The 11,583-nt window shown below is 62.9% G+C and carries 13 protein-coding genes and 1 pseudogene; 5 read left to right on the top strand and 9 right to left on the bottom strand.

Features of this window, described 5'->3' with window-relative positions:
• Positions 1–62 precede the first annotated feature (62 nt).
• The 3 genes from OU419_RS18495 to OU419_RS18485 all read left to right on the top strand — a co-directional run bounded on the left by OU419_RS18495 (position 63) and on the right by OU419_RS18485 (position 2,520).
• Complete coding sequence (locus tag OU419_RS18495) at positions 63–389, top strand: YbaB/EbfC family nucleoid-associated protein (RefSeq protein ID WP_017516839.1); 327 nt, start codon at positions 63–65, stop codon at positions 387–389.
• A gap of 234 nt (positions 390–623) precedes the next feature.
• A complete protein-coding gene (recR, locus tag OU419_RS18490; RefSeq protein ID WP_254475805.1) occupies positions 624–1,223 on the top strand; it encodes a recombination mediator RecR in 600 nt (199 codons plus the stop codon).
• Positions 1,224–1,371: 148 nt separating this feature from the next.
• Complete coding sequence (locus OU419_RS18485; RefSeq protein ID WP_254475803.1) at positions 1,372–2,520, top strand: acyl-CoA dehydrogenase family protein; 1,149 nt, start codon at positions 1,372–1,374, stop codon at positions 2,518–2,520.
• A 179-nt stretch (positions 2,521–2,699) separates the two neighbouring features.
• Here the strand turns inward: OU419_RS18485 and OU419_RS18480 are convergent, their stop codons facing one another.
• On the bottom strand, positions 2,700–3,584 hold the full coding sequence (locus tag OU419_RS18480) for an SDR family NAD(P)-dependent oxidoreductase (protein WP_254475801.1): 885 nt from the start codon (positions 3,582–3,584) through the stop codon (positions 2,700–2,702).
• Positions 3,581–5,163: pseudogene (locus OU419_RS18475) on the bottom strand (flavin-containing monooxygenase). Before OU419_RS18475 ends, OU419_RS18480 begins: the two are co-directional and overlap by 4 nt.
• A gap of 78 nt (positions 5,164–5,241) precedes the next feature.
• Between OU419_RS18475 and OU419_RS18470 the strand changes: the two are divergent.
• Both OU419_RS18470 and OU419_RS18465 read left to right on the top strand, forming a co-directional pair.
• Positions 5,242–5,937, top strand: coding sequence for a TetR family transcriptional regulator (locus tag OU419_RS18470; RefSeq protein WP_254475797.1), 696 nt, complete (start codon positions 5,242–5,244; stop codon positions 5,935–5,937).
• Between the two features lie 30 nt (positions 5,938–5,967).
• On the top strand, positions 5,968–6,363 hold the full coding sequence (locus OU419_RS18465; RefSeq protein WP_254475795.1) for a GFA family protein: 396 nt from the start codon (positions 5,968–5,970) through the stop codon (positions 6,361–6,363).
• Between the two features lie 11 nt (positions 6,364–6,374).
• Here OU419_RS18465 and OU419_RS18460 read toward each other — a convergent pair whose 3' ends face one another.
• The 7 genes from OU419_RS18460 to OU419_RS18430 all read right to left on the bottom strand — a co-directional run bounded on the left by OU419_RS18460 (position 6,375) and on the right by OU419_RS18430 (position 11,529).
• The gene (locus OU419_RS18460) at positions 6,375–6,674 is read right to left on the bottom strand and encodes a cyd operon YbgE family protein (protein WP_328516941.1); all 300 of its coding nucleotides are present in this window, start codon (positions 6,672–6,674) and stop codon (positions 6,375–6,377) included.
• Complete coding sequence (gene cydX / locus OU419_RS18455) at positions 6,661–6,768, bottom strand: cytochrome bd-I oxidase subunit CydX (protein ID WP_254475793.1); 108 nt, start codon at positions 6,766–6,768, stop codon at positions 6,661–6,663. Before cydX ends, OU419_RS18460 begins: the two co-directional genes overlap by 14 nt.
• A gap of 12 nt (positions 6,769–6,780) precedes the next feature.
• Positions 6,781–7,917, bottom strand: coding sequence for a cytochrome d ubiquinol oxidase subunit II (cydB, locus tag OU419_RS18450; protein ID WP_254475791.1), 1,137 nt, complete (start codon positions 7,915–7,917; stop codon positions 6,781–6,783).
• Between the two features lie 10 nt (positions 7,918–7,927).
• Positions 7,928–9,508: a cytochrome ubiquinol oxidase subunit I gene (locus OU419_RS18445; RefSeq protein ID WP_254475789.1), complete on the bottom strand. Its 1,581-nt coding sequence runs from the start codon at positions 9,506–9,508 to the stop codon at positions 7,928–7,930.
• Positions 9,505–9,711 carry a cytochrome oxidase putative small subunit CydP gene (gene cydP, locus OU419_RS18440; RefSeq protein WP_254475788.1) on the bottom strand — a complete coding sequence of 69 codons (207 nt, stop codon included), beginning with the start codon at positions 9,709–9,711 and terminating at the stop codon, positions 9,505–9,507. Before cydP ends, OU419_RS18445 begins: the two co-directional genes overlap by 4 nt.
• A 172-nt stretch (positions 9,712–9,883) precedes the next feature.
• A complete protein-coding gene (locus OU419_RS18435; protein WP_254475786.1) occupies positions 9,884–10,714 on the bottom strand; it encodes a metal-dependent hydrolase in 831 nt (276 codons plus the stop codon).
• 266 nt (positions 10,715–10,980) lie between these two features.
• Positions 10,981–11,529 (bottom strand): adenine phosphoribosyltransferase, encoded by a 549-nt coding sequence (locus OU419_RS18430; RefSeq protein WP_254475784.1) that lies wholly within the window; start codon positions 11,527–11,529, stop codon positions 10,981–10,983.
• Positions 11,530–11,583 lie beyond the last annotated feature (54 nt).

The following is an 11,583-nucleotide window of genomic DNA, read 5'->3' as shown; positions in this document are numbered from 1 at the left end:
GGCTCGCCAGGTCGCGAACGGGCTCCGACTTCTCCACGACTGAACGAATCGAGGTAATTGAAATGATGAAAGGTGGCATGGCCGGCCTGATGAAGCAGGCTCAGCAAATGCAGGAAAAAATGCAGAAGATGCAGGAAGAGCTGGCCAACGCTGAAGTGACCGGCCAGTCCGGCGCCGGCCTGGTGAGTGTGGTGATGACCGGTCGCCACGACGTCAAGCGCGTCAGCCTCGACGACAGCCTGATGCAGGAAGACAAGGAAATCCTGGAGGACTTGATCGCCGCCGCGGTGAACGACGCCGTGCGCAAGATCGAGCAGAATAACCAGGAGAAGATGTCCGGCATGACTGCCGGCATGCAGCTGCCGCCCGGCTTCAAGATGCCCTTCTGAGTTTGATCCTGCCGCGCATGGCGGCGTTGTCGTCGGGTTTGGAATCCTCGTGTGCTGTAGCACACTCCGGTTCCTCACCCGCCGGCACCTTGATTTGTTCGAGCCTGAGCACCCCGTTGCTGACGCGCTTTCATTCCTGTTTCGACAAGTAGCCTGGCCGCCGTGATTGGGCTGGCCCGCTAAGCAGCCTCGCTCCTGAGGTTGCTCCAACCCTCCGAAATCCCGAGACCGCCCATGAGCTTCAGCCCGCTGATTCGCCAACTGATCGACGCTTTGCGCACCCTGCCCGGGGTGGGGCAGAAGAGTGCCCAACGCATGGCGCTGCAATTGCTGGAGCGTGATCGCAGCGGTGGCCTGCGACTGGCACAGGCACTGAGCCTGGCGATGGAGGGCGTTGGCCACTGCAAGCAATGCCGTACGTTGTCTGAGGACGAGCTCTGTCCGCAGTGCGCCGATCCGCGTCGTGACGACAGCGTGCTATGCGTGGTGGAAGGCCCGCTGGACGTATTTGCGGTCGAGCAGACCGGCTATCGCGGCCGCTTCTTCGTGCTCAAGGGGCACTTGTCGCCGCTCGACGGCCTGGGCCCGGAAGCCATCGGCATTCCGGAGCTGGAGGCGCGGATCAAGGCAGGCAGCTTCAGCGAGATCATCCTCGCCACCAACCCGACGGTGGAGGGCGAGGCCACTGCGCACTATATCGCGCAACTGCTGGCGGGTAGCGGCCTGGTTCTGTCGCGCATCGCCCACGGCGTGCCGCTGGGTGGCGAGCTGGAGCTGGTGGACGGTGGCACCCTGGCCCACGCGCTGGCCGGACGCCGTCCCATCGGCGGCTAAGCCAACGACCCAGGCATCACCGACCCGCATATTTCCTTCATTGGCAGGGCTTTTGCGGCGTATCTACCCTAGCCGATGACGGATGTATCGCCTTGTAAACCAAGCAAGCGCTCGGTAAGTTTTCAGGCATCCTGCCTGGAGACTCGTCATGTCCGCATTCACCGAATACTTCGACGACAGCCACCGCCTGGTACGCGACACGGTGCGCCGTTTCGTCGAGCGCGAAATCCTTCCCCATGTCGCCGACTGGGAGGAGGCCGAGGAGTTTCCCCGCGAGCTGTACCGCAAGGCTGGCGAGGCCGGCATCCTCGGCATCGGCTATCCGGAGACGCTGGGCGGCAGCCATGAGGGTGATCTGTTCGCCAAGGTGGCAGCCAGCGAGGAGCTGATGCGCTGTGGTTCGGGCGGCCTGGTAGCTGGCCTCGGTTCGCTGGATATCGGCCTGCCGCCGCTGATCAAGTGGGGGCGATCGGAGCTGCGCGAGCGCATCGCTCCGCAGGTGCTGGCTGGCGAGAAGATCATGGCGCTGGCGGTAACCGAGCCGTCCGGTGGTTCCGACGTGGCTAGCCTGAAAACCCGCGCCGTGCGTGACGGTGATCATTACCGGGTGAGCGGCAGCAAGACCTTCATCACCAGTGGCGTGCGCGCCGATTACTACACGGTGGCGGTGCGCACCGGCGGCGATGGCTTCGGTGGTGTCAGCCTGCTGCTGGTGGAGAAGGGTACGCCGGGCTTCAGCATCGGCCGCAAGCTGAAGAAGATGGGCTGGTGGGCCTCGGATACCGCCGAGCTGTTCTTCGATGATTGCCGGGTGCCGGCGGAGAACCTGATTGGGGCGGAGAACATGGGGTTCGCCTGCATCATGGCGAACTTCCAGAGCGAACGCCTGGCGCTGGCGATCATGGCCAATATGACCGCCCAGTTGGCGTTGGATGAGGCGTTGGCCTGGTGCCGCGAGCGCGAGGCGTTCGGCCGTCCCATCGGCAAGTTCCAGGTCCTGCGGCACCGGCTGGCGGAGATGGCGACCCAGGTGGAGGTATCACGTGAGTTCACCTACCGTCAGGCGGCGAAGATGGCCGCAGGCAAGAGTGTGATCAAGGAAATCTCGATGGCCAAGAACTTCGCCACCGATGTCGCCGACCGATTGACCTACGATGCGGTGCAAGCTCTTGGCGGCATGGGCTACATGCGCGAGAGCCTGGTGGAGCGGCTGTATCGCGATAACCGCATTCTCTCCATCGGCGGCGGCACGCGGGAAATCATGCACGAGATCATCGCCAAGCAGATGGGGCTCTGAGCCATCGTTACAGGTGGCGGGTGACGCCCACTGCGTCGCATGGCGCAGGTTTGTGCGTCACCGGGAAAGCTGACTGCCGGTATGGGCAGCATTCGGAGCGCTTGCACTTCTGAGACAGGCAAAAAACGGCGCCCGTCCGGGGGAGGGGCAGGCGCCGGCCACATTGGGCAAAGGGACTCTTACTTGGCTTCGTAACCTTCAGTGCGGCGCTTGGGCTTGGGTGAGAAGCGCGCGGCCAGCCGCATGCTGGTGGTCACGACTTTCTGGTACCAGACCGGCAGCAGGCGCAGCATCACGTCGATGGCGTGGGCATCCGGACCGATCAGGATGCGCCGCGCGTCGCGCTCGACACCACGCAGGATTACCTGGGCGGCTTTCTCCGGGGTGGTGCGCAGCAACTGGTCGTTGAACTGGCTACGGGAGGCTTCGGCGCTCTGGCCGGTCACTTTGACCATGCTGTCGTTCATTCGCGCGGTCTTGGCGATGTTGGTCTTGATTCCGCCGGGGTGCACGCAACTGGCCGAGACGCCGCTGCGGTCCATGTCCAGCTCCTGACGCAATGATTCGGTGAAGCCGCGCACCGCGAACTTGGTGGCGTTGTAGGCGCTCATGCCGGGCTGGGAGAACAGCCCGAACACGCTGGAGACGTTCACCACGTGGCCATCGCCGGATGCCTTCAAGTGCGGCAGGAAGGCCTTGGTGCCATAGACCACGCCCCAGAAGTTGATATTGGTGATCCACTCGTACTCTTCGTAGTCGCTGGCCTCGACGGTGCCTGCATGGGCGACGCCGGCGTTGTTGAATACCAGGTTGACCTTGCCATGCTCGCGGACGGCCTTCTCGGCCCAGGCGTGCACCTGTTCGCGGTCGGCTACGTTCACGGTATCGATGGAGATGCGTACGCCGCTGGATGTCAGCAGTTGGCGGGTTTCCTCAAGGCCGGCGGCATTCACGTCGGCCAGTGCCAGATGGCAGCCGCGCGATGCCAACTCGCGGGCGAGGGCGCGGCCGATGCCGGAGCCTGCGCCAGTGATAGCGGCGACTTTGTTCTCAAAGTTCTTCATGCCGGCACCTCCTCGGCGTGGCGTTGCGTTTGGGCGGCAGCGCTGAGCAGCGGCCGTGCATTCAAATGATAGGCGGACGGGTCGAACTGGCGAGTCAGGGCACGGAAGCGCCAGGTGAAGCCCGGCCACAGGGTGCAGTTGCGGCCGCTCACCGGATGCAGGTACCAGCTCTTGCAGCCGCCGGTGTTCCACACGCTGTGGTTGAGACCACGCTGCAGCTTGTCGTTCCAGTGGTCCTGGACTTCGCTGCGGACTTCCACGCTGAGCAGTTCGCGGCGGTCCATGAGCTTGATGGCGCCCAGTACGTAGGTGATCTGCGACTCGATCATGTAGACCATCGAGTTGTGACCAAGGCCGGTGTTGGGGCCCATCAGGAAGAACAGGTTGGGGAAGCCTCGGGTCATGGTGCCTTTGTAGGCTTCCGGGCCATTGGGCCAGGTGTCCAGAAGGTCGACGCCGTCCTTGCCGAACACCACGCCGCGTGGGATCGGGTCGTTGGCGGTAAAGCCGGTGCCGAAGATGATGGCGTCTACCTGGCGTTCGCGGCCGTCGCTGGTGATGATGCTGCCCGCCTTGATCTCACGGATGCCGTCGGTGATCACCGAGGCATTGGCGGCGGCGAGTGCCGGATAGTAGTTGTGCGACATCAGCACGCGCTTGCAGCCGATGGTGTAGTCCGGCGTCACTTTGCGGCGCAGGTCCGGGTCCTTGATCTGCTGGCGGATGAAGCGCTCGGCCAGCTTGCCGACCAGCTTCATCGCCCAGGGGGCGAAGCTGAAGCCGAGCACACGGCTTTCGAGCATGCTGTAAAGGGCGCCACGCCAGAGTTTCTGTACCACAGGGAAGTGACGGAAGCGCGCGCGCTCCTTGTCGCTGATGGCGCGGTCCGGCTTGGGCAGGATCCACGGCGCGGTGCGCTGGTAGAGGTCCAGCTTGGCCACCAGGGGCTGGATTTCCGGCACGAACTGGATGGCCGAGGCGCCAGTGCCGATCACCGCCACGCGCTTGCCCTTGAGATCGTAGTCGTGATCCCACTGCTGGGAGTGGAAGGTCTTGCCCTCGAAGCTCTCCAGGCCCTTGAGCGCAGGTATCGACGGGATGGACAGGGCTCCCATGCCCGATACTACGACCTTGGCGGTGTAGTGGTTGCCATCGGCGTCGAACAGGTGCCAGAGCTGCTGCTCGTCGTTCCATTCGAAACGTGTCATCTCGGTGTTCAGCAGGGTTTTCTCTTCCAGGCGGTATTTCTTCCAGCAATTCTCCAGATAGGCGCGAATTTCCGGCTGACGGGCGAACATGTGCGACCAGTCCGGGTTCGGCTCGAAGGAGAAGGAGTAGACGTGGGATTGCACGTCGCAGGCGCACCCGGGGTAGTTGTTCACCCGCCAGGTGCCGCCGACGCCGGCATCCTTTTCGAACAGCAGGAAGTCATTCTCACCTTCCTGCTTCAGACGGATCGCCATGCCCAGCCCGGAAAACCCGGTACCGATGATGGCGATCTTGCAGTGTCTGCTCGGGGCAGTCTGAGGTTGCGTGCTCATGGCCAAGCTCCTGTTATGATTATTGCTGGCGTATACAACTGTCTACATGGGGCGAATGTAGACATCTGTATACTTTTGGGTCAACCAACCTTAGGTAGGGTCGGGCAGGAGATTTCATGGATATCGAACAGGAAGAGCGGCCAACGGAAGCAGCCGGCAAGCGTGCTCTTATCGATGCGGCACTGCGTCTGGCCTCGAGCCGGCGCAGCCTGAGCAGTCTCGGGCTGCGCGAGTTGGCGCGGGAGGCGGAGTTGAATCCGAATACCTTCTATCGTCACTTCGTCGATGTCGACGATCTGGGTCTGGCGATCATCCGCGATATCTCAGCCCAGTTGCGTCAGCCGCTGCGCGATCTGCGTCGTGAGGCGGCGGAGCGGGCGCAGCCGGGGCAGGGCGCGGCCAGCGTGCCCTTCGGCCTGGACCTGGAGCGTGGGCGGCGCGTCACGCGGGAAACGGTGAGGCTGTTTTTCGGTTTCGTCGAGCGCAACCCGCAGGCGTTCATCATCGGTGTGCGCGAGCTGCATGGGCCGTCGCCAGTATTGCGCGCAGCGCTGGCACGAGTGATGGACGATTTCGGTGAGGACATGGCCGAGGATATCCGTCAGTTCCACCTGCTGCCTGAGGTGGATGAAGAGGAACTCAGCCGGTTGTCGCGGCTGATCAGTCGGCAACTGTTCCAGCAGTCGCTGGACTTCCTGGAGCTGCCGCTGGACCGTCGAGGGGAGATTTGCCGGTTGGCTGAGCGACAAATCCTGTTGCTTTTCACCGGTGTCGCGGTGCTGCACACCTTTGGCATGCTGGCCGGACTCTGAGTTCAGGTGTGTGCCCGCGGGAGGACTGCCATGTTGCCATTGCCGCTGTTCGGTGGCTGCGCTTGCGGCGCAGTACGCTATCGCCTCGACGCCGAGCCGGAAGAGACCGGTTACTGCCACTGCCGTATCTGCCAGCGTTCCAGCGCCGCACCCGCGGTACCCTGGGCGGTGATTCCGCTGGCGGGGCTCCAGTATCTGTCCGGCGAGTTGGGCCTGTGGCGCTCCAGCGCGGACGGCGAGCGGCGTTTCTGCACGAAGTGCGGTACGCCGATGGAGTTTCGCGTTCGCGATGGCGAGACCGTGGGGCTGAACTCCGTGACGCTTGACCAGCCGGAGCTGGTGAAGCCGGAGTGCCATATCTGGTGTTCGTCGCAGTTGCCGTGGTTCGATACCGCCGACGATCTTCCGCGTCGCCAGGAAGGCTGACGTCCACGTATCTACAGCGCTATCTGCGCCCTGAGCAGCAGGCCGTAGCCCAGCGCCATCAATACCCAGGCCAGCACCGGCCCGAACAGCCAGCGCCAGGGCAGGCTGCGCGGGTCGAAGCCCACTCCGTGGATGAAGCCTGCGCTGACGCCGAGCATCACCAGCACCAGCAGGCCGTGGCTGTAGCGGCCATCGGCGTCGAGCATGGCGGCCGGGTGGATCAGCAGAAGCAGTGCCATCGGCACCGCCAGCAGCAGCGACAGCGCGCGGCTGGCGGGGTGTCGCAGACGGCTGGCGTCAGTTGTCGTCACTGTCCAGGTCCTGGGTGGTTTCCAGCCACAGCGCGTTGATGATGCCGAAGCTGCAGGCGAGCAGGACGCCGAGAATCCAGGTGAAGTACCACATAGCATTCAGTCCTCAATACAGGCCGTGGGAGTTGGCTTCGATATGCTTGCGCGTGAGGCGGCCCCACATCTTCACGTAGCCCCATAGCGTGTAGCAGAGGACCAGCGGCACGAAGATGCAGGCTACGAAGAACATGATGCCGAGGGTCTTGTGGCTGGATACCGCGTCCCACAGTGTCAGGCTGGCGGCGAGGTTTTCGCTGGAAGGGAATACGAAGGGGAACAGCGCGAAGCCTGCGGTACACAGTGTGCCGATGATCGCCAGGGTGCTGCCGAGGAAGGTCAGGGCACCGCGCCCGCCGCTGGCGGCCGCCAGCGCGATCAGGCCGCCGAGAATGCCCAGTGCCGGCGCTGTCATGGTGGCCGGGAAGGCGTGGTAGTTGGCCAGCCAGCCGGCGTTGGTCAGGGCGACTTCCTTGTGCAGCGGGTTCAGCGCGGCGTTGCCATCCACGGCGGAGACCAGGGTATAGCCGGTCATGCCGAAGCTGACCCAGGCGCCGGCGCCGATGAAGGCTACCAGGTACGCCAGCGCGCACAGCCGTGCCGCGTGGCTCGAGCGTTCGGCCAGTTCGCCATCCGTGCGCATCATCAGCCAGGCGCCGCCGTGCAGGCAGAGCATGCTCAGGCTGACCACGCCAGCGAGCAGTGCGAAGGGGTTGAGCAGGGCGAAGAAGGAGCCGTGGTAGGACGGTCGCATCAATTCGTCGAGGTTGAACGGCAGGCCCTGGAACAGGTTGCCGAATGCCACGCCGAACACCAGTGCCGGCACGAAGCCACCGACGAACAATGCCCAGTCCCAGACGCTGCGCCAGCGCGGGTCTTCGATCTTGCTGCGGTAGTCGAAGCCCACCGGGCGGCAGAACAGGGCGAAGAGTACTAGCAGCAGCGCCCAGTAGAGCCCGGAGAAGGCCGTGGCGTAGACCATCGGCCAGGCCGCGAACAGCGCGCCGCCAGCGGTGATGAACCACACCTGGTTGCCGTCCCAGTGCGGGGCGATGGTGTTGATCGCTACGCGCCTCTCGTGGTCGTTCCTGGCCACGAATGGCATCAGCGCCATCGCGCCCATGTCGAAGCCGTCGGTCAGGGCGAAGCCGATCAGCAGCACGCCGATCAACACCCACCAGATCAGTTTCAGGGTTTCGTAGTCCATGTTCGTCTCCTTACGCCGTGGCCGTGCCGCTGCCGGCGGCGTGGCTCTGCTCGAAGTGATAACGGCCTGTGTGCAGGCTGGACGGGCCGAGGCGGGCGAACTTGATCATCAGGTACATCTCAACGACCAGCAGCAGACTGTAGAAGGCAATCAGCGCCAGCAGAGAGCCCCAGACGTCATGCGTGGTCAGGCTGGAGGCGGACAGATGCACCGGCAGCACTTCACCGATGGACCACGGCTGGCGGCCGTGCTCGGCCACGTACCAGCCGGTCTGGGCGGCCAGCCAGGGTAACGGCAGGCTCCACAGCGCCCACTTGAGCAGCCAGCGCTTGCGTTCCTCGTTCTTCTTTGCCGAGGCCCAGAAGGCACAGACGAACAGCGCCAGCATGAGGAAGCCGCAGCCGACCATGACGCGGAAGCTGAAGAACAGCGTGAGCACATCGGGGATGGTGTCGAGGGTGGCGAGGCGGATCTGTTCTTCACTGGCGTCCACGACGTCTGGCGTGTACTTCTTCAGCAGCAGGCCGTAGCCGAGGTCGCTCTTCACCTTGTTGAAATCGGCCAGGGTGGCTTCGGACTTGTCGCCGCCGCGCAGTTTCTGCAATAGCGCATAGGCCGTCATGCCGTTGCGGATACGCGCCTCGTGCCGCACCAGCAGGTCCTTGATGCCGGTGACTTCCTTGTCCAGTGAACGGGTGGCAATCAGGCCGAGTACATAGGGGATCCTGATCGCATAATCGGTGCGCTGTTCTTCCTGGTTGGGCAGGCCGATCAGGGTGAAACCGGCTGGGGCCGGGTGGGTTTCCCATTCGGCCTCGATGGCGGCCAGCTTGGTCTTCTGCACATCACCGATCTCGTAGCCGGATTCGTCGCCCAGGATGATCACCGAGAGAATCGAGGCGAGACCGAAGGCCGAGGCGATGGCGAAAGAGCGCCGGGCGAAGCCCTGGTCGCGTTTTTTCAGCAGGTAATAGCTGGAGATGGCGAGGACGAAGATCGCGCCGGTGACGTAGCCCGCCGCCACGGTGTGCACGAATTTCACCTGGGCCACCGGGTTGAACAGCAGAGCGCCGAAGTCGGTGAGCTCCATGCGCATGGTTTCGAAGTTGAACTCCGCGCCCACCGGGTTCTGCATCCAGCCGTTGGCGATCAGGATCCACAGTGCGGAAAGGTTCGAACCCAACGCCACCAGCCAGGTCACGGACAGGTGCTGGAGCTTCGACAGCCGATCCCAGCCGAAGAAGAACAGGCCGATGAAGGTGGATTCGAGGAAGAACGCCATCAGGCCCTCGATGGCCAGCGGCGCGCCGAAGATGTCGCCGACGTAGTGGGAGTAGTAGGCCCAGTTGGTACCGAACTGGAACTCCATCGTCAGTCCGGTGGTGACACCCAGCGCAAAGTTGATGCCGAACAGCTTGCCCCAGAACTGGGTCATGTCCTTGTAGACCTGCTTGCCGGTCATCACGTAGACCGACTCCATGATCGCCAGCAGGAAAGCCAGGCCCAGCGTCAGTGGCACGAACAGGAAGTGGTACATCGCGGTCATCGCGAACTGCAGGCGTGACAGGTCAACGACGGCTTCGGAAATCATCGGGCGCTCTCCTTGTCAGCAGGGCTTGTCTGCGAGTCGCCGAGCAGGTGTCGGCTGGTGATGCTGGAACCGTCCTCGGGAACGGTGGGCTGGTCGAACCAGATGGCCTTGATAGCCAGCAGCAGGGACAGCTTGATCAGCAGGATGATGGCCAGCTCACGGATGAGCGGAATCTTCCAGGGAGAAGGGGCTTGGGCGGGCATCTAACCTCCTTGGCTCGCAATTCGTGATGTGATTCACCTTGAATTGCGGGGTCCATTGGGCATCAGAAACCCTGGTGAGTGTAGTGACTTGATGTCGCGGTGCGAGTCGATCAATGAAAAACGCCAGGCGATGCCTGGCGTTTTCGGGGATTCGACACCTGTTCCGGGGCTGTCAGCCGGCGAAGTCCAGGTGGGATTTCCAGCGGGTTTCCAGCGCCTTGGTATCGTGGTCGAAGGGGTGGAAACCCGGGCGGAAATAGTCCAGCCACGGGCGGATCAGGTTGACGAAGTATCCGCGGCGCGGATGCAGCAGCACGCCCAGGCCGTGTTTCCAGCTACGCCAGTTGAACAGTTGGCCGTCGCGGCGCAGCAGGTGGATCTGGAAACCGCCGATTACACTGAGGAAGATCACGGTAGTCAGCAGCATCACGGCGGTACGGGTGAAGTAGCCGCCGAAGACCTGCTGGTAGACGTCATAGGCGACCGCCTTGTGCTCGTTTTCTTCGATAGCGTGCCACATCCACAGCTTGTACATCTTCGCCGACTTCATCTGGCTGCTGAGGTCTTCGCGCTTGAGCAGTTGCTCGGCCATCGTCGCGGTGAAGTGTTCCAGCGCGCAGGTGATTGCCAACTGGTGCTTCTTGGTGGTGACCTTGCTGATTGCGCCCATCAGGTGCTTGATGCGCAGCTCCAGGCGCTCCAGGTCGATACCGTACTCGTCGGCGTACTCGTTGTAGGCCGCGTGTTCCTTGGAGTGCATGGCCTCCTGCCCGATGAAGGCGCTGACGTCCTTCTGCAATTGCGGGTCCTGGATACGGTCGCGCACGGCGCGGACGCTGTCGACGAAGAATTTTTCGCCATAGGGGAACAGCGAGGAAAGGTTGTTCATGAAGTGGGTCATGAAGGGTTGATCGTCCCACCAGTACTTCGGCGTTTCGCTGAAGCTGAAGTCCATGCGACGGACCGGGAAACTGGCGCGGATAGGCGTGGTGCTGGCGTTCATGACTAACTCCTTGTTGTTGTGCGGGCCCGGTGGCGTGGCAGGTGAGCCATTCGGGGAGCCTGTCGTTAGTTCGCTATGCCACCTCGTAATGTGTCATTAGCTGATGTCATGCTCGCGGGATTGTCTGACAATCGCCAGGTCTTATCCGGCCAGGACGAAGTCGAATCTGGCCAAACAGGATGCTGCCAGTCGTTGGATAGGGGCATTGGGTTGGGGCCGAAATGAAAACGGGCGCCAGAGCGCCCGTGGTCTGGCCGATTCGCCGATCAACGTTCGTCGAGGGAAAAGGCTGTCAGGCTGTAGGTGGGGATCTGTGCTTCGGTCAGTTTGGCAGAACCGCCCAGTTCCGGTAGGTCGATGATGGCGGCGGCTTCGAACACGCTGGCACCCATACGGCGCACAAGCTGGGCCGCAGCCAGCAGGGTGCCGCCAGTGGCGATCAGGTCATCGAAGATCAGCACGCTGTCGCCTTCGCAGAGGCTGTCGGCGTGTACTTCCAGCAGCGCTTCACCGTACTCGGTTTCATAGGCCTGAGCGAGAACGTCGGCGGGTAGCTTGCCACGCTTGCGGAAAAGCACGAGCGGCTTGTTCAGTTCGTAGGCGATGATCGACCCGATCAGGAACCCGCGCGCGTCCATTGCGCCGATGTGGGTGAAGTCGGCCTCGACATAGCGCTGGATGAAGCTGTCGGCGACGAACCGCAGAGCCCGTGGCGACTGGAACAGCGGGGTGATGTCGCGGAAGATCACGCCCGGCTTGGGGAAGTCGGGAACGGCGCGGATCATGGACTTCAGGTCGAGTTGATTGAGGATCATGCTGGTTGTGCACCTGATGGACGCGGGTTGCTAGAGGTAAAAATCAGACCCGGA

This window comes from Pseudomonas triclosanedens, assembly GCF_026686735.1.
Taxonomy (GTDB): domain Bacteria; phylum Pseudomonadota; class Gammaproteobacteria; order Pseudomonadales; family Pseudomonadaceae; genus Pseudomonas; species Pseudomonas triclosanedens.
This window is presented reverse-complemented; position numbering and strand designations above follow the sequence as displayed.

Excerpts from the sequence above, each read along its gene's own strand:
- OU419_RS18495 (WP_017516839.1), top strand. The coding sequence starts at position 63 with ATGATGAAAGGTGGCATGGCCGGCCTGATGAAGCAGGCTCAGCAAATG.
- recR (WP_254475805.1), top strand. The coding sequence starts at position 624 with ATGAGCTTCAGCCCGCTGATTCGCCAACTGATCGACGCTTTGCGCACC.
- OU419_RS18485 (WP_254475803.1), top strand. The coding sequence starts at position 1,372 with ATGTCCGCATTCACCGAATACTTCGACGACAGCCACCGCCTGGTACGC.
- OU419_RS18480 (WP_254475801.1), bottom strand. The coding sequence starts at position 3,584 with ATGAAGAACTTTGAGAACAAAGTCGCCGCTATCACTGGCGCAGGCTCC.
- OU419_RS18470 (WP_254475797.1), top strand. The coding sequence starts at position 5,242 with ATGGATATCGAACAGGAAGAGCGGCCAACGGAAGCAGCCGGCAAGCGT.
- OU419_RS18465 (WP_254475795.1), top strand. The coding sequence starts at position 5,968 with ATGTTGCCATTGCCGCTGTTCGGTGGCTGCGCTTGCGGCGCAGTACGC.
- cydX (WP_254475793.1), bottom strand. The coding sequence starts at position 6,768 with ATGTGGTACTTCACCTGGATTCTCGGCGTCCTGCTCGCCTGCAGCTTC.
- cydB (WP_254475791.1), bottom strand. The coding sequence starts at position 7,917 with ATGGACTACGAAACCCTGAAACTGATCTGGTGGGTGTTGATCGGCGTG.
- OU419_RS18445 (WP_254475789.1), bottom strand. The coding sequence starts at position 9,508 with ATGATTTCCGAAGCCGTCGTTGACCTGTCACGCCTGCAGTTCGCGATG.
- cydP (WP_254475788.1), bottom strand. The coding sequence starts at position 9,711 with ATGCCCGCCCAAGCCCCTTCTCCCTGGAAGATTCCGCTCATCCGTGAG.
- OU419_RS18435 (WP_254475786.1), bottom strand. The coding sequence starts at position 10,714 with ATGAACGCCAGCACCACGCCTATCCGCGCCAGTTTCCCGGTCCGTCGC.
- OU419_RS18430 (WP_254475784.1), bottom strand. The coding sequence starts at position 11,529 with ATGATCCTCAATCAACTCGACCTGAAGTCCATGATCCGCGCCGTTCCC.